This is a genomic window from Rathayibacter sp. AY1F4, from assembly GCF_002931775.1.
Lineage (GTDB): Bacteria > Actinomycetota > Actinomycetes > Actinomycetales > Microbacteriaceae > Rathayibacter.
Genome location: NZ_PSVE01000003.1, coordinates 83,810 through 102,326 on the forward strand (window position 1 = coordinate 83,810; position 18,517 = coordinate 102,326).

The following is an 18,517-nucleotide window of genomic DNA, read 5'->3' on the forward strand; positions in this document are numbered from 1 at the left end:
CCGCCGGAAATCAGCGGGACCCTGCGGTCAGCTCGTGGAGGCGACGGCGGTCGGGTCGCCGGTGCCGGACGGACGCGGGGCGTCACCCGATCCGGTCGCCACCGACGCGCCGGTCGGAACGACGGTGCCGCCGGTCGCCATCCCCCGGCCGAAGGCCTGGCCCTGGAGGATCGCGCCGAGGTCGACGCCGGTCGCCGACCTGACGCTGTCGAACGTCGCGGCGAGACCCGCCGCCTGCTCGCGCGCGATGTGGGTGCCGGCGGTGTCGCCGCCGATCAGCGTCACCGAGCCGACGTTCTGGTAGCCCTTCGCGAACTCGGCCATGAGCGAGGGCAGCTGCCCGATGAGCTCGCGACCCAGGATCGCCTCCTGGTTCTCGCGGAGCGCCTCCGCCTCGGCCGCGATGGCCGCCGCGCTCGCCTCGCCCTTCGCGCGGATGGCCTCCGCCTCGGCGGTCGCGTTCGCGCGCAGCGCCTCGGCCTCGGCGCCCGCCTTGGCCCGCAGTGCGTGGGCCTCGGCCTGGGCGCGGGCGCTCACGGCGGCGGCCTCGGCGGCGGCGGACGCCTGGCGCGCCTCCGCCTGGCGCTGGACGGCGTAGGCCTCGGCGTCCGAGACCTGCTGCGCGACCTGGCGGTCCGTCTCGGCCTTCTTCTCGCGTCCGTAGGCGTCGGCGTCGGCCTCGGTCTGACGGCGGTACTTCTCGGCGTCCGCGACGCGCTTGACGTCGGCGTCGAGCTCGGCCTGCCGGTTCTCGGCGCGCTGCACGAGGACGGCCTGCTCGCGCTCGGCGCGGGCCAGGTTCTCGGCCTGCTCGGCCTCGGCGTTGGCGCGGCCGACCTCGGACTTCGCGGCGGCGGTGTTCTTGTCGTAGGCGGTCTGCTCGATCAGGTTCGCCTCGTCCGTGGCCAGCTGGCGAGCCTTGACCTCGCGGGCCGCGTTGATCCGCGCGACGTCGGCCTCGCGGCGGACGCGCTCGATCTCCTGCGCTCCGAGCGCCTCGATGTAGCCGTTGCGGTCGGTGACGCCCTGGATCGCGAACGAGTCCAGGACGAGGCCCTGGGCGAGCAGGTCGCCCTTGATGCCCTCGGCGATCTCGTCTCCCAGCTTCTGCCGGTCCTGCATGACCTCCTCGACGCTGAGCTTCGCGACGACGCCGCGGAGGGCGCCCTCGAGCTGCTCGGTCGTGAAGACGTCGATCGACTGGTCCTGCGAGGCGAAGCGCTCGGCGGCGGCGCGGACCTGGTCGGCCGTGGAGCCGATCTTGACCAGGGCGACGCCCGCGAGGTGGATGGTCACGCCGTTCTTCGTCTGCGCGACCGGCTCCATCTTGATCTGGCGGGAGCGCAGCGAGATGCGGTCGGAGCGCTGGGTCAGCTTGTTCACGAACGCGCCGCCGCCGGTGATGACGGTCATGTTCGAGGTGAGGCCGTCCTCGCCCTTCTGCTTCTTCCCGACGATCACGATCGCCTCGTCGGCCTGCGGCACCTGGTACCAGGCGCGGAAGAGGAAGAAGCCGATGAGGGCGATCAGCAGGAGTGCGCCGACGGCGACTCCGGCGAGGACGATCCAGAGGAGATCCGGTTCCATGGGCGGGCGACCTTTCGTCCGACCCGCGCGACGCGGGTACCTGAGAGACGTACAGGTTCCATCGTGTCACAGCGCCTCGGACGGCCGCGTCGGCCGGAGGGGGGATACTGCGGACGCCGCCGAGAGCGAATCACGAGGGGGCGGGCCCGGAGGAGGACGCCACTAACGAGGGCGTCGCGCGGAGTGCCGCGGAGGAGATCAGTGCTGGGGTACCTGGACTCGAACCAAGAACAACTGAACCAGAATCAGCCGTGTTGCCAATTACACCATACCCCAATGGCCATCCGGAGGTGATCCCGGGACCAGGCGGCGACCGGATCGAGACCCGAGCGCCGAGAGACGACAGTACCCTACGCGGGCATCCCGCTCAAATCGAGCCGCGGACGACGCTGCCCTCGGACTCCGGGGCGGCCTCGCCGAGGCGGGCGCGAACGAGGTCGCGGTTGATCGCGGAGGCGACCTGGGCGCCCGATCCGGCGGCGACGATCAGCTGCTGCGGGCCGGGAGGGGTGACCTCGCCGGCGGCGTAGAGGCCGGGGACGGACGTGCGGCCACCGGCGTCGACGCGGAGGAAGCCGTCGGCGTCGCGGTCGGGGCCGGCCGCGTCCAGGTAGTCCAGCGCGGGCGTCCAGACGGGGCGGACGAACGCGCCGGTGCGCGGCACGACGTCGCCGTCGACGAGGCGGACGCCGGTCATCTCGGCGCGCTCCCCGGCGAGGTCGGCGACCGGGCGCCGGTCGACCCGGATGCCGATCGAGGCGAGCAGCGACTCGTCGGCGTCGCTCACCGTCCCGACGCCGTTGGTGAAGACGATCAGGTCGGTCGACCACTGCGAGAGGAGCATGGCCCGCTCCGCGAGGTCGTCGGTCTCGCCGATCAGGGCGAGCGCCTCCCCCGCCTTCTCGTAGCCGTCGCACTCCATGCAGCTGTGCACGGCGGTTCCGTAGTAGGCGCGCAGGCTCGGGAGCGCGGGCGGCGTCTCGAGGAGCCCCGCGGCGACCACGACGGCGGTGGCGACGACGGAGCGGTCCGCGCTGCCGCGCACGCCGCGCGCGCCGACCACGAACTCGCCGCCGGAGCGCTCGACCGACGTGACGAGGGCGTTGTGCACCTCGGCGGCCTCGTAGCGCTCGAACTCCTCGCGGCCGAGGCGTCGCAGCTCGAGCGGCGAGATGCCGTCACGGGTGAGGAACCCGTGCGAGTGCAGGGTCGCGGCGTTCCGCGGGCGGTTGCTGTCGAGCAGCAGCACGCTCCGGCGCGCCCGGACGAGGTTGAGCGCGGTCGAGAGCCCGGCGGGGCCCCCGCCGATCACGACGACGTCGTAGCGTCCGCCGACCGTCTCCGCCACGGTCAGGCCTGCCGGGAGGTGCCGAGGTGAGCGCCCAGGCGGTCGAGGCGGGCGATCGACTCCTGCTTGCCGAGGATCTCCATCGACTCGAACAGCGGCGGCGAGACGCGGCGTCCGGAGACCGCCGTGCGCAGCGGCCCGTAGGCGATGCGGGGCTTGAGGCCGAGGCCCTCGATCAGCGCGGAGGCGAGCGCCTCCTGGATCGAGGCCGTCAGCCACTCGGACGCGGGGACGAGCTCGAGGGCGCCGATCGAGGCGGCGAGCACCTCGCCGGCGTTCGCGGGCAGGCCCTTCAGCGCGTCCTCGTCGTACTCGAGCGCGTCGGACGCGGTGAAGAGGAACCCGAGCATGCCGGGGGCCTCCCCGAGCAGGCCGATCCGCTCCTGCACGAGGGGTGCGGCGGCGTCGAGCACGGCGCGCTGCTCGGCGGTCGGCTCGCCCGCGAGCACTCCGGCCGCCACGAGGTACGGGATCGTCCGCTCGGTGAAGTCGTCAACGGCCAGGAGGCGGATGTGGTCGCCGTTGATCGACTCGGCCTTCTTGAGGTCGAAGCGGGCCGGATTGGGGTTCACGTCGGCGACGTCGAAGGCGGCGACCATCTCGTCGATCGAGAAGACGTCGCGGTCGTGCGTGAGCGACCAGCCGAGCAGGGCGAGGTAGTTGACCAGGCCCTCCGGGATGAAGCCGCGGTCGCGGTGGTGGAAGAGGTTCGAGGACGGGTCGCGCTTGGAGAGCTTCTTGCTGCCGTCGCCCATCACGTAGGGGAGGTGCCCGAAGCGCGGGACGAAGGTCGTCACTCCGATGTCGATCAGCGCGTGGTACAGCGCGATCTGCCGGGCGGTCGAGGGGAGGATGTCCTCGCCGCGCAGCACGTGGGTGATCTGCATGATCGCGTCGTCGACCGGGTTCACCAGCGTGTAGAGCGGCTGGCCGTTGGGGCGCACCACGACGAAGTCGCTGAAGGAGCCGGCGGGGAACGTGATCGGGCCGCGGACCAGGTCGTCGAAGGACAGGTCGGCGTCCGGCACGCGCAGGCGCAGCGCCGGGGCGCGGCCCTCGGCGCGGAAGGCGGCGCGCTCCTCCTCGGTGAGATCGCGGTCGTGGTTGTCGTACCCGTGCTGCTTCGCGCGGCCGGCCGCCTCGTTGCGCGCGTCGATCTCCTCGGCCGTGGAGTAGCTCTCGTAGAGGTGCCCCGAGGCCGTCAGGCGCGCGATCACATCGAGGTAGACATCGGTGCGCTCGGACTGCCGGTACGGGCCGTGCGGGCCGCCGACTCCGACGCCCTCGTCCCAGTCGAGCTTCAGCCAGCGCAGCGCGTCGAGGATCTGCTCCACGCTCTCCTCGCTGTCGCGGGCGGCGTCCGTGTCCTCGATGCGGAAGACGAACGTGCCGCCGGTGTGGCGCGCATACGCCCAGTTGAACAGGGCGGTGCGGATGAGGCCGACGTGCGGGGTCCCGGTCGGCGAGGGGCAGAAGCGGACGCGGACGTCGCTCCCGGTCGCGGTCGTGAACGGGTGCGCGTCCGGCGCGCTTTCCAGGGGCGGGGTGAGCTCAGACATACGAGGCCGATCCTACCGGCGGGAGCCGGTGCGGCGCCCGGGATCGCGGGGGCCGTGGCGCCTCAGCGCCGGGCACGGTGCGCGCCTCGCGGCCACTGCTTCTACCGGACAGCACTGCTCCGAGTCAACGGACTCCCCGAGGGAGCAGGAGCAGTGGTGCGCTGACCCCGGGCCTCTCGTCGAGAGGGCCCGAGCGCCGCACCGCAGGCCGCGCCGGGCCTCCGCGCGAGCGTGCCCGGAAGGAGCACTGATGAGCACGATCGATCTCGACCCCCGCACCGACCGTCCGAGCGTCCTCACCGAGGCGGCGCGGGAGGAGAAGGACGCCCGCACGCTCTCGCTCTTCCAGGCCGCGGTGAGCGCGGAGGCCGCCGAGGGCGCGCGCATCCGCGAGCGCATCGTGCTCGACCACCTGGGCCTGGCCGAGGCCATGGCCCGCCGGGTCTCCCGGAGCGGAGGCGACTGGGCGGATCTGCGCCAGGTCGCCTACGTGGGCCTCGTGAAGGCCGCCCGCCGCTTCACTCCCGAGCGCGGCGACAGCTTCGCCGCGTTCGCCGTCCCCACGATCACCGGCGAGCTCAAGCGCCACCTCCGCGATCTCGGCTGGATGATCCGGCCGCCGCGCGGCGTGCAGGAGCTGCACCGCCGCTCCGCCGTCGTCGCCGACGAGCTCGCGCAGGAGCTCGGCCGTCACCCCACCGACCAGGAGATCGCCCGCCGCCTCGGAGTGGACGCGGCGGAGGTGGCCGACGCGCGCCTCGCGGGGCATCCGCTCTCCCTCGACGAGACCGCGGGCGAGGGCGGCGTCGGCCTGGGCGACACCCTCGGCGGCGAGGACGAGCGCCTGCTCGAGATCGACCGGCGGCACGGGCTCGCCGAGGCCCTCGCCGAGCTCGAGGAGGGCCAGCGCGAGCTCCTGCGGATGCGCTTCGTCGAGGAGCGCACCCAGCAGCAGATCGCCGACGCGCTGGGAACGACGCAGATGCAGGTCTCGCGCCTGCAGCGGCGGATCCTCGCGCAGCTCGCCGACAGGCTCGGCGCCCCCTCGCGCAGCCATCAGCCGCGCGCTCCCCGGGCCCGCGTGGCCACGGTCACTCCGGTCCGACCCGCGACGCGGCTGAAGTCCGCCTGAGGTGGGCCTCGGCACGCGACGGGAGCGATGCGAGGGCGGCGAGGACGTCGTCGACCTGGACCGCGAGCAGCGCCGGATCCGGCTCGGCGGAGAAGACGTCGCCTCGGCGGAGGGAGGCGTCGGTCAGCACGACGTGCGGACCCGAGGCCGGAGGACCCCAGGCCTCGGGCGGTGCCGGACCGAAGATCACGACCGAGGGGACGCCGTACGCGGAGGCGAGGTGCGCGGCTCCGGTGTCGACGGTCACCACGACCTCGGCGGCCGCGACGACCGCGGCGAACCCGCTGAGCGCGAGCTCCCCCGCCAGCACCTCGCCCGCGCCTGCGAGCTCGGCGACGCGGCGGGCGCGGTCGGCCTCGTTCGCGCCTCCGGTGTAGACGACGCGGTGCCCCTCGGCAGTGAGGGAGCGCGCCACCGCGGCGAAGCGCTCCTCCGGCCACTCGCGCGAGCCGTAGAAGGCCCCGATGTGCACGACGGCGGCTCCGGGGGCCGAGGCGGGCTCCTCCGGGACGGCGATCGCGACGTCCTCGGGGTCGGCGTCGAGACCGATCGAGTTCACCAGGCGGGCCCAGCGGGCGCGCTCGAGCTCGCCGTCGATCCAGAGCGGCCGCGGGTCCTCCGGGCCCGCGCCCGGGTCCAGCGCCGGGACGCGGAACTCCAGCGTGCGCTCGGGCGCGATCTCGCGCAGCCGCAGCCGCGACTCGGGGCCGTTGCCGTGGAGGTTCACGCCGAGCTCGACCCGGCCGGCGGCCATCGGCAAGGGGTCGTCGAGTCCGCGGAGGGTGGGCACGAGCGCGTCCACGCCCTCGACCAGGTCGACGATCGGCTCGAGCCAGGGCGTGGTCGCCATGATCAGCCGGTGGTCCGGGAAGCCGCGGCGCAGAGCCTTGAGCGCCGGGACGGCGACGAGCAGGTCGCCGAGCTTGAGGGCGCGCAGCGCGAGGATCTCCGGAGTCCCGTCCGGGGCGGTGAGAGCGCGCACGGCGCCTCCTTCCTGTCGGAGTCCCCGTACCCCGCTGCGCTCACCTCAGACGCGCCGCCCGCAGATGCGAGCGACGCGCCCGGAGGGACCGACTTCCCCGGAAGGGGGTTTACATCCCCGGTCGAGGGGTACGAGGAGAAGGTGAACGACTCCTCCTCCCGGAGCGCCGACGAGCGCGCGAGGGCCCCGCGCCTGCGGGGGATCCTCTTCGACCGCGATGCGACGCTCGTGGTCGACGTGCCCTACAACGGCGATCCGGCGCAGGTCTCCCCGATGCCCACCGCCCTCGCCGCGGTCGAGCGGGCGCGCGAGGCGGGGCTGGCCGTGGGCGTGGTCACCAACCAGTCCGGGATCGCCCGCGGGATCATCGACCGCGGCCAGGCCGACGCGGTGAACCGGCGCGTGGACGAGCTCTTCGGCGGCTTCGACGTGTGGATGCTCTGCCCGCACGGCCCGGAGGACGGCTGCTCCTGCCGGAAGCCCCGGCCCGGCATGGTGCTCGGCGCCGCCGAGCAGCTGGGACTGCCGGCACGGTCCCTCGCCGTGATCGGCGACATCGGGGCCGACGTCGGCGCCGCCGCCGCGGCCGGCGCCCGTGGAGTGCTGGTGCCGACTCCGATCACCCGCGCCGAGGAGGTGGACGCCGCCCCGCTGCAGGCGGCGACGCTCCTCGAGGCGGTCGAGCTGCTGCTCGCGATGCAGCCCGACGAGGACGCCGAGTGAGGCGCCGCGTGCTCGTCGCCCGCCTGGACAGCGCGGGAGACGTCCTGCTGTGCGGACCCGCCGTCCGCGCGATCGCGGCCGACGCCGAGGTGCTGCTGCTGAGCGGTCCGCAGGGAGCGCCCGCGGCCGCGCTGCTGCCGGGTCCCTCCTCCGTCCGCACCTGGTGGTGCCCGTGGATCGGCGACGCCTCCCGCCCCGTCGACGGCGAGCTCGTCGACGAGCTGCGCGCGATCGTCGAGGAGTTCGCGCCGGACGAGGCCGTGATCCTCACCTCCTTCCACCAGTCGCCGCTGCCGCTGGCCCTGCTGCTCCGCCTCGCCGGTGTCGCCCGCATCACGGGCGCCTCGGTCGACTTCGCGGGCGCTCTGCTCGATGTGCGCCTCGTCCCGGGCGAGACCCTCGAGGAGGACCAGCCGGAGCCGGAGCGCGCGCTCGCGATCGCGGCGGCGGCCGGCTTCGCGCTGCCCGCCGGCGACGACGGACGGCTCCGCGTGCGCCGCGAGGGCGTGCTGCCCGCCGCTCTCGAGGGGATCGGCCCCTACGCGGTCGTGCACCCCGGGGCAGCCGTCCCCGCCCGCGCCTGGCCGGCGGCGAACGCGGCCCGCGCCGTCGAGCTGCTGGCGGACGCGGGCCTCGCTGTCGTCGTCACCGGCGGGCCGGGCGAGCGCTCCCTCACGGCCGAGGTCGCGGGCTCCCGCGGCATCGACCTCGGCGGGGCGACGGACTTCGCCGGCGCCGCCGAGGTGCTGGCCGGCGCCGACGTCGTGATCTGCGGCAACACCGGCCCCGCGCACCTCGCCGCCGCGGTCGGCACCCCCGTGGTCAGCCTCTTCGCGCCGGTCGTCCCGGCCGAGCGCTGGGCGCCCTACGGCGTCCCGGTCGCGCTGCTCGGCGACCAGGAGGCGCCCTGCGCCGGCTCGCGCGCCCGCGTGTGCCCCGTCCCCGGTCATCCGTGCCTCGCGGGGGTGAGCGCCGAGGAGGCGGTCGCCGCCGCCCTCCGACTCCGACCCACGACTTCCCCGAGAGAGGCCATCGCATGAGGATCCTGCTCTGGCACGTGCACGGCGGCTGGGCGGACGCCTTCGTCCGCGGCGCCCACACCTACCTGCTCCCCACGACTCCGGCCCGCGACGGCTGGGGCCTGGGCACCGGCGGCCGCGACTGGCCGAGCGCCGTCGAGATCGCGCCCGAGGAGCTGCACGACGCCGACGTCGACGCGGTCCTCCTCCAGAGGCCCGAGGAGCTCGCCGAGGCCGAGCGCCTGCTCGGGCGACGCCTCGGCCGCGACGTGCCCGCCGTCTACGTGGAGCACAACACCCCCCGCGGGGACGTGCCGGACAACCGCCACCCGCTCGCCGACCGCGACGACCTGCTGATCGTCCACGTCACCCACTTCAACGCCCTGATGTGGGACACCGGATCGACGCGGACGACGGTGATCGAGCACGGGATCCACGACCCGGGTCCCCTCTACACCGGCGAGCTGCCGCACTTCGGCGTGGTCGTCAACGAGCCCGTCCGCCGGGGCCGGGTCGCCGGGACCGACCTGCTCCCCCGCTTCGGCGCCGTCGCTCCGCTGGACGTCTTCGGGATGAAGACCGACCGGCTCGCCGAGCTGCCGGGCCTGGAGGACGTGACGGTCCTCGGCGACGTCCGCACGCAGGCGATGCACACGGCCCTGTCCCGCCGCCGGGTCTACCTGCACCCGTTCCGATGGACCTCCCTCGGCCTCGCGCTGCTGGAGGCGATGCACCTCGGGATGCCCGTCGTCGCGCTCGACGTGACGGAGGCGGGGCGCGCCGTCCCGCCCGAGGCCGGAGCGGTCTCGAACGACCTCGACGCCCTCGTCGCCTCGGCCCGGGCGCTCGTCGAGGACCCGGACCGCGCCGCCCGCGCCGGCGCCGTCGCCCGCGAGGCCGCGCTCGCGCGCTACGGCCTCGCCCGGTTCCACCGCGACTGGGACGAGGTCCTCGCCGACCTCCCCGGACGCCGGTCGCCGGAGCCCGCTCTGGAAGGGAGCACCCGATGAAGCAGCACCTCTCCGCCGCGCCCGCGCTGACGATCGCCATGGTCTCGGAGCACGCGAGCCCGCTGGCGACCCTCGGCGGCGTCGACGCCGGCGGCCAGAACGTCCACGTGGCGGCGCTCGCCGACGCGCTCGCCCGCCGCGGCCACCGCGTCGTCGTCTACACCCGCCGCGACGACCCCTCCCTCCCCCGGCGCGTGCCCTTCACCTCGGGAGTCGAGGTCGTGCACATCGACGCCGGTCCGCCGCGCCGGGTGTCCAAGGACGAGCTGCTGCCCTTCATGGGCGACTTCGCCGTCGACCTCGCCGAGGAGTGGCTGCAGGAGCGGCCGGACCTCGTGCACAGCCACTTCTGGATGTCCGGGGTCGCCGCGCTCGACGCCTCCGAGCGGGTGGAGCGCGCCACGGGTCGGCGCGTGCCCGTCCTCCACACCTTCCACGCGCTGGGCGTGGTCAAGCGCCGCCAGCAGGGCGCGCTCGACACCAGCCCCGAGGAGCGCGCCTGGCTCGAGCCCGGAGTGGGCCAGAAGGCCGACGGCGTCGTCGCCACCTGCTCGGACGAGGCCTTCGAGCTCAAGGGGCTCGGCGTGCCGACCTCGCGCATCTCGGTGGTGCCCTGCGGAGTCGACATCGACCGGTTCTCGGTCGAGGGCCCGGTCGCGCCCCGCGGCGAGCGCTCGCGGCTGATGACCATCGGACGCCTGGTGCCGCGCAAGGGCATGGGCATCGCGATCGAGGCGCTCGCGCACCTGGTCGCGGCCGGCCACGACGCCGAGCTCGTCGTCGTCGGGGGCTCCGGCTCCGGCGACGCGCTGACCGCGGACCCCGAGTACCAGCGGCTGCACGGCGTGGCCGAGAGCCTCGGCGTCGCGGACCGCGTCGACTTCGTCGGCCAGCTCTCGCAGACCGAGATGCCCGCGATGCTCCGCTCGGCCGACGTCGTGGTCTGCGCGCCCTGGTACGAGCCGTTCGGCATCACTCCGCTCGAGGCGATGGCCTGCGGCGTGCCGGTCGTCGCCTCCTCCGTGGGCGGCCTGATCGACACCGTGGTCGAGGACGTCACCGGGGTCCACGTGCCTCCGCGCGACCCGGTCGCTCTGGCCGCCGCCCTCGGCTCGCTGCTGGAGGACCCCGACCGCGCCCGCGCCTACGGGGCCGCCGGCCGCGAGCGCGTCGAGTCCCGCTACTCCTGGGACCGCGTCGCCGCCGACACCGAGCGCGCCTACGTCACGACCCTCGCCGGCCTCGGCGACGAGTCGCTCCTCACCGGCGCCACGAGCGCACCCTCATCTCCCACCACCCGGAAGGCGGCTCCGCGACGATGACCATCGACACCGCGACCATCGACACCGTTCTGGACACCCCGGCCGGCGCCGCCCGGCGCCTCGTCGACGACCACGTGGCGCGCGCGCTCGACGCGGTCGCGCAGCTGGAGCGCCACTCCCTCAGGATCGCCGCCTGGGGCGTCGAGCTCGCCGACCGCCTGCACTCCGGCGCGCGCCTGCTCGCCGCGGGCAACGGCGGCTCCGCGGCCGAGGCGCAGCACCTCACCGCCGAACTCGTCGGCCGCTTCGACGGCGACCGCGTCCCCTTCTCCGCCATCTCGCTGCACGCCGAGACGTCGAGCCTGACCGCGATCGGCAACGACTACGGCTTCGACCACGTGTTCTCGCGCCAGGTCACCGCGCACGCCCGGGCGGGCGACGTCGTGGTCCTGCTCTCCACCAGCGGACGCAGCGCGAACCTCCTCCACGCCGCGGAGGCCGCCCGTGCGGCGGGCGCCCGGTCGTGGGCGCTGACCGGCGAGGGGCCGAACCCGCTCACCGAGCTCTGCGACGAGGCGATCGCCCTCGAGGGCCACGGCTCCAACGTGCAGGAGGCGCAGCTGGTGCTCGTGCACGCGCTCTGCCGGGCCTTCGAGCACCGGATCCGCGCGCGGACGGCGGCCGCCTCGTGAGCCGCCTGCGCCTCGTCGTCGTCGGTGACGTGATGCTCGACGTCGACCTCTCCGGACCCGCCGAGCGGCTGAGCCCGGACGCCCCCGTCCCCGTGGTCGACGTCTCGGCCCGCAGCGCCCGCGCCGGCGGTGCCGGGCTCGTCGCCCGGATGCTCGCCCGCGACGGGCACGAGGTGACTCTGGTGACCGCGCTCGCCGAGGACTCGGATCCGGACGTGGCGGAGCTGCGCGCCGAGCTGTCCGGCGTCCGCCTGGTCGCCGGTCCCTCGGGAGCGCCGACGCCGGTGAAGACCCGCGTCGCCGCCTCCGGCCAGGCCGTCGTGCGGATCGACCGCGGCTGCGAGACGCCGCCCGTCCCCGGCGTCACCGACGCGATGCTCGCCGCGCTCGCCGACGCCGACGCCGTGATCGTCGCCGACTACGGCCGCCGCCTGACCGAGGAGCCGTCGCTCCGCACGGCGCTCGATGCGCTCACCGTGCCGCTGGTGTGGGATCCGCACCCGCGCGGCTCGCAGCCGGTCGCCGCCACCTCGCTCGCCACCCCGAACCTGGCCGAGGCCACCGCCTTCTCGGGAGCCGTCGGCCGCGGAGTGACGCGCGCCGAGTCCGCCGCGACCACCCTCCTCGAGCGCTGGGGCTGCGGCGCGGTCACCGTGACGATGGGATCCTCCGGCGCCCTGCTGCGCTCCCGCGGCGCCGGCGTCCCGGTCGTCGCACCGGCCGTCGCCGTGCCGCCCACCGACCCGTGCGGCGCAGGCGACCGGTTCGCCGCCTCCGCCGCCGTCGCCCTCGCCGAGGGTGCGAGCACGTCGGAGGCGGTGCAGGCGGCGGTCGCCGCAGCCGGCGCCTACCTCCTCGCGGGAGGGGTCGCCTCCCTCTCCGCTCCCGCCGACCCCGCACCCCTCCACGGCGGCGGGGTGGACGCCCTGCGCGTCGCCGAGTCCGTCCGCGCGGCAGGAGGAACGGTGGTCGCGACGGGCGGCTGCTTCGACCTGCTCCACGCCGGCCACGCCCGCACCCTCTCCGCAGCACGCGCTCTCGGCGACTGCCTGATCGTCTGCCTCAACTCGGACGACTCCGTCCGGCGCCTCAAGGGCGCGGCACGGCCGATCATCCCCGAGGACGACCGCGTCGACCTGCTGCTCGCGCTCGAGTGCGTCGACGCCGTGCTGGTCTTCGGCGAGGACACGCCGGACGAGGCGCTGCGCCGCATCCGCCCCGACGTCTGGGTGAAGGGCGGCGACTACTCCGCCGAGTCCCTCCCCGAGACGGCGACGGTGGCGGAGTGGGGCGGCCGGGTCCTGACCGTGCCGTACCACCCGGGCCGCTCGACCACCCATCTCGCCGCCGCGCTCGCGCGCGTCGGCTGACCCGCGGCCCACGAGGCCCGCAGACCACCCCCGGAAGGAAACCATGAGCACCACTCCCACCCCCATCGGCCGCGTCCTGATCACCGGAGGAGCCTCCGGGCTCGGTGCGGCCGTCGCCGCCGCGGTCACCGCCGCCGGCGGCACCCCGATCGTGCTCGACCGCGACGTCTTGTCGGTGAAGAAGGGCATCGCCGCCTACCAGGTCGACGTCGCGAAGACCCGCGAGGCCGAGAAGGCGGTCATCGAGATCGCCCGCGAGCACGGCGGGCTCGACGCCGTCGTGACCGCGGCCGGCATCGACCGCTGCGGCCGCCTCGTCGACGTGGAGCCGGAGGAGTGGGAGCGCGTCATCTCCGTCAACCTCCTCGGCACCGCGGCCGTCGTCCGGGCGGCCCTGCCCTTCCTCACCGAGACCCACGGCCGCGTCGTCACCGTCGCCTCCTCGCTCGCGATCAAGGCCGTCTCGGACGCGACCGCGTACTGCGCCTCGAAGTTCGGCGTGCTCGGCTTCACCCGCGCGCTCGCGGCCGAGACCAAGGGCGAGATCGGCGTGACCACGCTGATCCCGTCGGGCATGAAGACGCGCTTCTTCGACGACCGCGACGAGCAGTACAAGCCGGGTCCGGACGCGCTGCTGAACGATCCGGAGAACGTGGCGAACGCCGTCATGTTCGTCCTCGGCCAGCCGCGCGGCTGCGAGGTCCGCGAGCTCGTCATCACGCACGAGGAGGAGCCGTCCTGGCCGTGATCCGCTGATCCGGGCGCGCTCCGGATCCCCCGCCGCGAGACGCCACCTCGGTTCGCACGCCCCGGCGCGTCGCGTACCGAGGTGGCGTCTCGCGGTTCAGCGGGTGGAGGCGAGCACCCCGCGGACGTCCTCGAGCACGGCCTCGACGCGCACGTCGCCGACGAACGTGACGTCGTGCTTGCAGCGCGGAGCGGTCCAGCCGACCTGCGTGACGTCGCGCCCGCAGACCGGGCAGTGCGTGGTCCAGCTCAGCTGCACCCGGTGGCGCTGCCGCCCGAGGGCCGCGGCGTTGATCGCGTTGCCCACCCAGAAGATCCCGACCGTCGGAGCGCCGACCGCGGCGGCGAGATGGCGGGGTCCGGAGTCGTTGCCGAGCACGAGATCGGCGAGCGAGAGCAGCGGAGCGAGGTCCGGGAGGTCCACGACGCCCGCCCAGGAGACCGCTCCCTGCGCTCCGGCGACGATCTCGTCGGCGGCGGGCACGTCCGAGGCGTCGCCCACCACCAGCACGCGCGCGCCGTCCGCCAGCAGCTCCGTCGCCACGGCGGCGAAGGAGGCGGCGGGCCAGCGGCGGCGGGGATCGGTCGCGCCGGGGTGGATCAGCACCAGCGGGCCGCCCGCGGGCAGCGCCGCGGCGAGGCGGTCCCGCCGCTCCGGATCCACGGCGAGCGCCGGCTCGAGGCGGGTCGCGGGCGCTCCTGCCAGCCCGACGATCTCGAGCGCCCGCAGCATCTCGTGCTGGTAGTAGACGTAGGGGATCGTGCGCTCGAGCTCCGCGGCGTCGTCGGTGCGCGACCCGACCGTGTGGCGCGCGCCGAGACGCTGGAGGAACGGGTTGGAGTAGCGCCCGCCGCCGTGCAGCTGCACGGCCAGGTCGAAGCGGCGCGCGCGCATCCGCTCGGTGAAGTCCTCGACGACCCGGGGGTCCTCCCCCTCTCCGTCGCGGACGCCCTGCGCCACCGGCAGGATCTCGACGTCGGCGATCGGCGACTCGACGCCCGTCAGCAGGACCCGGTGCGCGGGCGTCCCGAGCAGGGTGATCTCGGCTCCCGGGTAGGCGGCCGCGAGAGCGTCGACGGCGGGCAGCGCGAACAGCAGGTCGCCGAGTCCGCCGCCGCGCAGGACGGCGATCCTCTCGACTCCGGCGAAGGGCTCTCGGAGGGGGGCGATGGCGACCACGACGGGTTCCTCTCAGGTGCGGAGGGCGCGCGGGCGCCGCTCCGGGGACGGTGCACTCCTCCACTTCCCCGCCGGGGCCGATCCGAAACCGGATCGGCGGCGAGCCCTCGTCGCCGATCCGGGGGCGGATTCCCGAGGCGGCGTGTCTAGGCGCGCACCACCCGGGTACCGGACGGATGCGTCCGCCACTCCGCGGGCGCCCCCGACCGAGAGGTGACCGTGACCATCGACATCACGACCCCCGCCACGACCGCCGCCGACGCCGTCCGCCGCGCGCGGACCGCCTTCCCCGCGTGGGCCGCCACCGCGCCAGCCGAGCGCGGTGCCCTGCTCCGTGCCGCCGCCCACCGCGTGGCCGAGCGCGAGCAGGAGCTCGCCGACCTCAACACGCAGGAGACGGGCAAGCCCGCCGGCGACGCGCTGGGCGGCGTGCGCGCCGGTGTCGACACGCTGCTCCAGTACGCCGAGCTCGGCCCGCTGCACCGCGGGAGGAGCCTGCGCGGAGCGGCCCTCAACGTCGATCTGGCGCTGCCGCACCCGCGCGGGGTCGTGCTCGCCCTCACTCCGTGGAACGACCCGGTCGCCGTCGCCGCGGGGCTCCTGGGCGCCGCGATCGTCTCCGGGGACGTCGTCGTGCACAAGCCGAGCGAGCGCAGCCCGGGCACGGGCGCCCTCTTCACGAGCATCCTCGCCGAGGCGCTGCCCGAGGGCGTGCTGACCCTGGTCGAGGGCGACGGGGCGGTCGGCGACGAGCTGGCGCGCACCGAGGGCGTCGATGTCCTCGCCCACGTCGGCTCGACCGCCACCGGCCGCGCGCTCGCCCGGGTCGCCGCCGTCACCGGCGCGCACGTGATCCTCGAGAACGGCGGCAACGACGCGCTCGTCGTCGACCGCGACGTCGACCCGGTCTGGGCCGCCGAGCAGGCCGCGCTGGGCGCCTTCGCCAACGCCGGCCAGATCTGCACCTCCGTCGAGCGGATCTACGTGCACCGCGACATCGCCGAGGCGTTCACGGCGGCGCTGGTCGCCGAGGCCGACCGCTGGAGCGCGGGCCCGCTCCCCCGCCTCGTCGACGCCCGCATGCGCGACGCCGTCCACGAGCACGTCACGGAGGCGCTCGGCAGCGGCGCGCAGGCCCTCACCGGCGGCACTCCCGGGGACGGCACCTTCTACCCCGCGACCGTCCTGGCCGACTGCACCGAGTCGATGCTGGTGATGACGGAGGAGACCTTCGGGCCCGTCGCGCCGATCCGCGTCGTCGACTCCTTCGACGAGGGCCTGGACCTGGCCGCCGCGAGCCCCTACGGTCTGGCCGCCTCGATCCTCACCGCCGACATGGAGCACGCCCATCGGGCCGCGGCGACGCTGCCGGTGGGCACCGTCAAGGTCAACGGCGTCTTCGGAGGAGCGCCGGGCGGCAGCGCCCAGCCCCGCGGAGCGTCCGGCTCCGGCTTCGGCTACGGCCCGGAGCTGCTCGACGAGATGACCACGACCACGGTCGTGCACTTCGGCCTGCCCGTTCTGCCGGGAGGCGCGCGATGAGCCTCGAGGGCTCGGCGCTCCAGCGGGCGAGCGCCCTCCTGGCGCACGTCCACGAGCGCCCGCCGGTCGTCGCCGTGATCGGGGACCTCATCCTCGACTCCTGGTGGCTCGGCGAGGCGGAGCGCGTCACGCGGGAGGCGCCCGCGCCGGTCCTGCGGCTCGAGGACGTCGTCGACGTCGCGGGCGGGGCCGCCAACACCGCCGCCAACCTGCGCGCGCTGGGCGCCGTCGTCCGCACGGTCGGCGTGGCCGGACGCGACTCCGAGGGCGACCGGCTCGTGCGCGCCCTCGAGCGGGCCGGCCTGGACACCTCCCGGGTCGTCCGCACCGGCGCCGCGACGACGATCAAGACCCGCGTGGTCGGCGGCGACAGCGTGATGCTGCGCGTCGACTCCGGCCCGCACCGCCCGGCCGACGACGAGCTGGCCCTGCTCGCCGGTGCCGCCGCCGAGGCCGCCGCGGGCGCCGACGCCGTCCTGGTCTGCGACTACGGCTCGGGGATCCTCCGCGAGGCCGTCGAGCGCCTGCTCGCCGTCGAGCGCCCCGGCCTCCTCGTGGTCGACGCGCACGAGCTCGCCGACTGGGCCTTCGCCCGGCCGGACCTGGTCACTCCGAACGCCAAGGAGGCGGAGCGGCTGCTCGGCGGCTCCCTCGGCCGCGGGACGGAGCGGGCCGCCGCCGTGCGCGACGCGGCGGACGACCTGCGCGCCCGCTCGGGCGCCCGGCACGTCGTGGTCACCCTCGACCGGGACGGCTCCACCGCCCTCGACGCCGACGGCACGGTCAGCCGCACCTTCGCTCAGCCCGCGGAGGAGAAGCAGGCGTCCGGCGCCGGCGACACCTTCGCCGCGACCGCCACCCTCGCCCTCGCCGCCGGCCGCTCCCTGGCCACCGCCGTCGATCTGGCGCAGGCCGCCGCCGACGTGGTCGTGCAGCGCCCCGGCACCTCCGTCTGCTCGGGCGACGACCTGCTCGCCTCCCTCGCCGCTCCCGGCGCCGTCGTGCTCGGCGAGGACGCCCTCGTCGAGGTCCTCGCGGAGCAGGCGCGCCGCGGTCGCCGCGTGGTCTTCACCAACGGCTGCTTCGACGTCCTGCACCGCGGCCACACGGCGTATCTCCGCCAGGCCCGCGAGCTCGGCGACGTGCTCGTGGTCGCGGTGAACGACGACGACTCCGTCCGGCGGCTGAAGGGCGAGGGACGGCCGATCAACCCGGAGGGCGACCGCGCGGGCGTGATCGCCGAGCTGGGCTGCGTCGACTACGTGACGCTCTTCGGCGGAGACACCCCCATCCCGCTGCTCGAGCGCGTGCAGCCCGACGTCTACGTGAAGGGCGGGGACTACAACCCCGACATGCTCGCGGAGGCGGCCGTCGTCCGCTCCTACGGGGGCGTCGTCACCACGGTCGGCTACGTCTCGGAGCACTCCACGACCGAGATGGTCCAGCGCATCCGATCGGCCGCGCCGTGACCAGCCGCCGGTGGTCCGGGCGCTGGGGGGTCCCCGAGGCTCCCCGGCAGCCGCTGATCGACGTGCTGGTGCCGACGGTCGGCCGCCGTGCCGAGCTCGCCGCCACGCTCGCCGGACTCGCCGCCCAGGACGACCCGCCCTTCCGCGTGATCGTGAGCGACCAGTCCGACGACGCGATCGCCGAGAGCGACCCGACGATCCTCGCGATGCTGCGCGTGCTGGAGGCGCAGGGCCGGGCCCCGGTGGTGCGCCGGCACCTGCCCCGGCGCGGGCTCGCGGAGCAGAGGCACTACCTCCTCTCCCTCGCCACCGCCCCGGCCGTCCTCTTCCTCGACGACGACGTGTGGCTCGAGCCGGGCACGCTCTCGCGGCTGCACGAGGCCCTCGAGCGCCTCGACTGCGGCTTCGTCGGCTCCGCGGTGCAGGGCCTGTCCTACCTCGAGGACGTGCGCCCTCACGAGACCGAGTCGTTCGAGACCTGGGAGGAGCGCGTGGAACCCGAGCGGGTGCGGCGCGGAACCCCTGAGTTCGAGCGCTGGCCGCTGCACAACGCGGCCAATCTCACGCACGTCGCCGCCCGCCTCGACGTCCCGGAGGGCGCCTGGCGCGCGTACCGGGTCGCCTGGCTGGGCGCGTGCGTCCTCTACCGCCGCGACGCCCTCCTGGCCGTCGGCGGCTTCGACTTCTGGGAGCAGCTGCCCCCGGAGCACAGCGGTGAGGACGTCGCCGCGCAGTGGCGCGTCATGGAGCGCTTCGGCGGCGCGGGCCTCGTGCCCAGCGGCGCCGTGCACCTCGAGACGCCCACGACGGTCACCGACCGGCGCGTCGACGCCTTCGACCGGCTCTTCGCCGAAGAGCTCTCGTAACACTCAGCAAGGCGACGAAAGGACAGCAC

General features: G+C 75.1%; 16 protein-coding genes and 1 tRNA gene. 11 read left to right on the plus strand and 6 right to left on the minus strand.

Annotated elements, in window-relative coordinates; translation table 11 throughout:
* Window positions 1-27 precede the first annotated feature (27 nt).
* The 4 genes from C5C59_RS02330 to gltX form a co-directional block, all read right to left on the minus strand.
* The gene (locus tag C5C59_RS02330) at window positions 28-1,587 is read right to left on the minus strand and encodes a flotillin family protein (protein ID WP_104239107.1); all 1,560 of its coding nucleotides are present in this window, start codon (window positions 1,585-1,587) and stop codon (window positions 28-30) included.
* 204 nt (window positions 1,588-1,791) lie between these two features.
* A tRNA-Gln gene (locus C5C59_RS02335) sits at window positions 1,792-1,863 on the minus strand.
* A 91-nt stretch (window positions 1,864-1,954) separates the two neighbouring features.
* Window positions 1,955-2,935, minus strand: coding sequence for an NAD(P)/FAD-dependent oxidoreductase (locus tag C5C59_RS02340; RefSeq protein WP_104276156.1), 981 nt, complete (start codon window positions 2,933-2,935; stop codon window positions 1,955-1,957).
* A gap of 2 nt (window positions 2,936-2,937) precedes the next feature.
* A complete protein-coding gene (gene gltX / locus C5C59_RS02345) occupies window positions 2,938-4,494 on the minus strand; it encodes a glutamate--tRNA ligase (protein WP_104233235.1) in 1,557 nt (518 codons plus the stop codon).
* Between the two features lie 250 nt (window positions 4,495-4,744).
* Here gltX and C5C59_RS02350 point away from each other — a divergent pair, with 250 nt between their 5' ends.
* Window positions 4,745-5,626 carry a sigma-70 family RNA polymerase sigma factor gene (locus tag C5C59_RS02350; protein ID WP_104239108.1) on the plus strand — a complete coding sequence of 294 codons (882 nt, stop codon included), beginning with the start codon at window positions 4,745-4,747 and terminating at the stop codon, window positions 5,624-5,626.
* On the opposite strand, the gene C5C59_RS02355 is transcribed toward C5C59_RS02350, so the two are convergent.
* Window positions 5,586-6,608 carry a glycosyltransferase family 9 protein gene (locus C5C59_RS02355; RefSeq protein WP_104239109.1) on the minus strand — a complete coding sequence of 341 codons (1,023 nt, stop codon included), beginning with the start codon at window positions 6,606-6,608 and terminating at the stop codon, window positions 5,586-5,588. The two genes, C5C59_RS02350 and C5C59_RS02355, sit on opposite strands and share 41 nt — an antisense overlap.
* A gap of 141 nt (window positions 6,609-6,749) precedes the next feature.
* Between C5C59_RS02355 and C5C59_RS17155 the strand changes: the two genes are divergently transcribed.
* Genes C5C59_RS17155 through C5C59_RS02385 form a run of 7 tightly spaced genes read left to right on the plus strand, consistent with a single transcriptional unit; the run spans window position 6,750 to window position 13,432 of the window.
* Window positions 6,750-7,331, plus strand: coding sequence for an HAD-IIIA family hydrolase (locus C5C59_RS17155; protein WP_104226264.1), 582 nt, complete (start codon window positions 6,750-6,752; stop codon window positions 7,329-7,331).
* The gene (locus C5C59_RS02360) at window positions 7,328-8,371 is read left to right on the plus strand and encodes a glycosyltransferase family 9 protein (RefSeq protein WP_219812480.1); all 1,044 of its coding nucleotides are present in this window, start codon (window positions 7,328-7,330) and stop codon (window positions 8,369-8,371) included. Before C5C59_RS17155 ends, C5C59_RS02360 begins: the two co-directional genes overlap by 4 nt.
* Window positions 8,368-9,360 (plus strand): glycosyltransferase, encoded by a 993-nt coding sequence (locus C5C59_RS02365; RefSeq protein WP_104239110.1) that lies wholly within the window; start codon window positions 8,368-8,370, stop codon window positions 9,358-9,360. Before C5C59_RS02360 ends, C5C59_RS02365 begins: the two co-directional genes overlap by 4 nt.
* A 26-nt stretch (window positions 9,361-9,386) precedes the next feature.
* Window positions 9,387-10,682, plus strand: coding sequence for a glycosyltransferase (locus C5C59_RS02370; protein WP_104239115.1), 1,296 nt, complete (start codon window positions 9,387-9,389; stop codon window positions 10,680-10,682).
* Window positions 10,679-11,314, plus strand: coding sequence for an SIS domain-containing protein (locus C5C59_RS02375; protein ID WP_104239111.1), 636 nt, complete (start codon window positions 10,679-10,681; stop codon window positions 11,312-11,314). Before C5C59_RS02370 ends, C5C59_RS02375 begins: the two co-directional genes overlap by 4 nt.
* Before the next feature lie 5 nt (window positions 11,315-11,319).
* Complete coding sequence (locus C5C59_RS02380) at window positions 11,320-12,684, plus strand: PfkB family carbohydrate kinase (RefSeq protein WP_104239116.1); 1,365 nt, start codon at window positions 11,320-11,322, stop codon at window positions 12,682-12,684.
* A 43-nt stretch (window positions 12,685-12,727) separates the two neighbouring features.
* On the plus strand, window positions 12,728-13,432 hold the full coding sequence (locus C5C59_RS02385; protein WP_104239112.1) for an SDR family oxidoreductase: 705 nt from the start codon (window positions 12,728-12,730) through the stop codon (window positions 13,430-13,432).
* Window positions 13,433-13,528: 96 nt separating this feature from the next.
* On the opposite strand, the gene C5C59_RS02390 is transcribed toward C5C59_RS02385, so the two are convergent.
* Window positions 13,529-14,611 carry a glycosyltransferase family 9 protein gene (locus C5C59_RS02390; RefSeq protein WP_104239113.1) on the minus strand — a complete coding sequence of 361 codons (1,083 nt, stop codon included), beginning with the start codon at window positions 14,609-14,611 and terminating at the stop codon, window positions 13,529-13,531.
* Between the two features lie 219 nt (window positions 14,612-14,830).
* Between C5C59_RS02390 and C5C59_RS02395 the strand changes: the two genes are divergently transcribed.
* From C5C59_RS02395 to C5C59_RS02405, 3 genes are read left to right on the plus strand one after another with little or no spacing between them, the layout of a single operon-like run.
* Window positions 14,831-16,153: an aldehyde dehydrogenase gene (locus C5C59_RS02395; RefSeq protein ID WP_258062535.1), complete on the plus strand. Its 1,323-nt coding sequence runs from the start codon at window positions 14,831-14,833 to the stop codon at window positions 16,151-16,153.
* Complete coding sequence (rfaE2, locus tag C5C59_RS02400; protein ID WP_104239268.1) at window positions 16,150-17,622, plus strand: D-glycero-beta-D-manno-heptose 1-phosphate adenylyltransferase; 1,473 nt, start codon at window positions 16,150-16,152, stop codon at window positions 17,620-17,622. The genes C5C59_RS02395 and rfaE2 overlap by 4 nt, the downstream gene beginning before the upstream one ends.
* Window positions 17,619-18,488 carry a glycosyltransferase family A protein gene (locus tag C5C59_RS02405; protein ID WP_219812485.1) on the plus strand — a complete coding sequence of 290 codons (870 nt, stop codon included), beginning with the start codon at window positions 17,619-17,621 and terminating at the stop codon, window positions 18,486-18,488. Before rfaE2 ends, C5C59_RS02405 begins: the two co-directional genes overlap by 4 nt.
* The last annotated feature ends 29 nt before the right edge of the window (window positions 18,489-18,517 follow it).

Excerpts from the sequence above, each read along its gene's own strand:
- C5C59_RS02330 (WP_104239107.1), bottom strand. The coding sequence starts at position 1,587 with ATGGAACCGGATCTCCTCTGGATCGTCCTCGCCGGAGTCGCCGTCGGC.
- C5C59_RS02385 (WP_104239112.1), top strand. The coding sequence starts at position 12,728 with ATGAGCACCACTCCCACCCCCATCGGCCGCGTCCTGATCACCGGAGGA.
- rfaE2 (WP_104239268.1), top strand. The coding sequence starts at position 16,150 with ATGAGCCTCGAGGGCTCGGCGCTCCAGCGGGCGAGCGCCCTCCTGGCG.
- C5C59_RS02375 (WP_104239111.1), top strand. The coding sequence starts at position 10,679 with ATGACCATCGACACCGCGACCATCGACACCGTTCTGGACACCCCGGCC.
- C5C59_RS02350 (WP_104239108.1), top strand. The coding sequence starts at position 4,745 with ATGAGCACGATCGATCTCGACCCCCGCACCGACCGTCCGAGCGTCCTC.
- gltX (WP_104233235.1), bottom strand. The coding sequence starts at position 4,494 with ATGTCTGAGCTCACCCCGCCCCTGGAAAGCGCGCCGGACGCGCACCCG.
- C5C59_RS02365 (WP_104239110.1), top strand. The coding sequence starts at position 8,368 with ATGAGGATCCTGCTCTGGCACGTGCACGGCGGCTGGGCGGACGCCTTC.